Origin of the sequence: Virgibacillus sp. DJP39, assembly GCF_049310925.1 — a bacterium.
Lineage (GTDB): Bacteria > Bacillota > Bacilli > Bacillales > Amphibacillaceae > Virgibacillus_F.
The window spans coordinates 1-2,060 of record NZ_JBMERP010000160.1 but is presented as its reverse complement, the minus strand read 5'-3'; the positions used below and the strand labels follow the sequence as shown (position 1 = coordinate 2,060).

Below are 2,060 nucleotides of genomic sequence, written 5' to 3'. Positions count from 1 at the left end.
GTAGTAATGTTTGTTGATGACGCTCAGCGACTATCTTCAATTGAATATGAATGGCTGATGGATATCTTTAATGAATTAGACAGCTATGGAATAACCTTAACTACTATATTAGTAGGTCAAAGTGAACTATCTCACAGAAGAAATATATATTTAACTACCGATAAACAAATAGTTGGTAGATTTATGATTCAGGAAAACAAGTTCTATGGACTTCGAAAAAAAGAAGAATTGGCCTATTTATTAGCTTCTTATGACCAAGTAACTGAATACCCTGAGAACAGTGGTTGGACATATACACGCTTCTTTTTTCCAGTTGGATATGAACAAGGATACCGCTTAGAAAATGAGACCGATAATATATGGCAGTGTATCCAAATAGTTAGGACGGAAGCAGGCATTAAAACTGCCCTAGAAATACCAATGCATTATATAATAGCGATAATAAATTATGTGTTAAAGAAATACGGTGCAAATGAAGGTATTGCGGAATGGCCAACTACTAGTATGTGGTGCGAGGCTATCATTGAGTCTGGATATGTAAATGCAGAGGTGATTCAATCATCAACCAACTAAAATTATTATTCTCAAACAGACAATCTCAAAATTATTCTTATACATGGAACAAAAACTGGATATCAAAATACGAATCCCCATGGAGTATATTAAAAAAATTTCAACACGCTAATTGTTTAAGCACATCCAACTTATACGATGTTTTGGGTAGAGAAAATGGAATGAAATATAACAACCTTTATAGACTATCAGGGTTTGACGCTAATTTACTAGGAAAAGCGTTACAAATCCCTTTGAAGAAGGAAAACGATGAGTTTCTAATCAGTATTTTAAAACCTTTGATTGATGCTAGAGACTCCAAGCAGGGTTATTTAAATCTTCACTTTATGCGTGATTACTTAACTTTTTGTCCAGTATGTATGTCAAACGCTTTTCATTCTTTATTGCATCAATTTTTATTTATTCATAAATGTCCATTCCATTATGTCCCACTCAAAAATTCATGTCCAAATTGTAACCGAAAAGTACCGTATGACCTAGATGATCAATATTTTAGATCGCCATTTGTTTGTATTTGTGGGTATAATTTTGCTCAATTAGATCGTCGCATTAATACATACAATACTCTCCATATAAAAGATTATAATGTCTACAAGTGGCTGAATTTTAGCAAGAGCGCACCTCAACTTCCGTTAAATTCTCTCTTCTTTTTAGAAGCATTAAAATCAGATAGTAAATACCAGGATGATGACTTTAAATATGATTTAATAGACTTACTTACTTTTTCGGATAAAAAAGGGCTAATAATATCTGCACAAGATAAGATTAATCAAATGCATTCTATTCATCAAAAAATATTAAATCGTACAAATAAAAGTGGAAGATATGATTTACTCTATTTAAGAAAATTTTATTTAGATAGCCTAGATAAAGAATCAATATATTTTTGTAATCAACTATTTAACTCTATAGCAAGGCATTTACGAAAAACGGTTCTAAAAAAACATATTGGTTGTATAAATCAATTTACAAGATATAGTGATGATTTATCGAAAAATGACGTCTGTCCATTTGCCATTGCGTATACTTTATGGAGAAGTAGATTACAGGGTTTTAAAAGCACAAAACATGTTGACAATTATGGTATGCCTCCAATTAATCGAAAACATTATACCGATAATGGTTATCCAATCAAAAATGGTCATGAATTGATCGATGAAATTTATAGTAAGGTGAGAAGAGAAGAGAGAACTGGTAAAAGAGCAGTATTCCACTGGAAAATGAACCGGTTTGTAGGAGAGTACATATTAGCCGATTTTAAAAGATGTTTAACCGCGGCCAATGATTTTTTTAATGGTAATAAGTTTAATTGGGGTTACATTGATAGCTTTGATTACCTAGCTAAAGTGATGATTAAACCGCCTATAGAGCTGGACGAGAAGTATTTTTTATATTTAAGAAGTACTAGGACAATTTCTTCACTTTCTATGGAATTGAATTGTCCAAACAACACTGTAATAAAAAGAAGGGGCCCTAAAAAGATATAT

Annotated in this window: 1 protein-coding gene and 1 pseudogene; both read left to right on the top strand. The window is 31.8% G+C overall.

The features are described 5' to 3' along the window. Positions 1–573, top strand: a pseudogene (locus tag ACOI1D_RS21400) (ATP-binding protein); the annotation flags it as partial. 143 nt (positions 574–716) lie between these two features. Beyond that, positions 717–2,060, top strand: a 1,344-nt coding sequence (locus tag ACOI1D_RS21395; RefSeq protein ID WP_422504217.1) for a hypothetical protein, incomplete at its 3' end; no start/stop codon positions are given.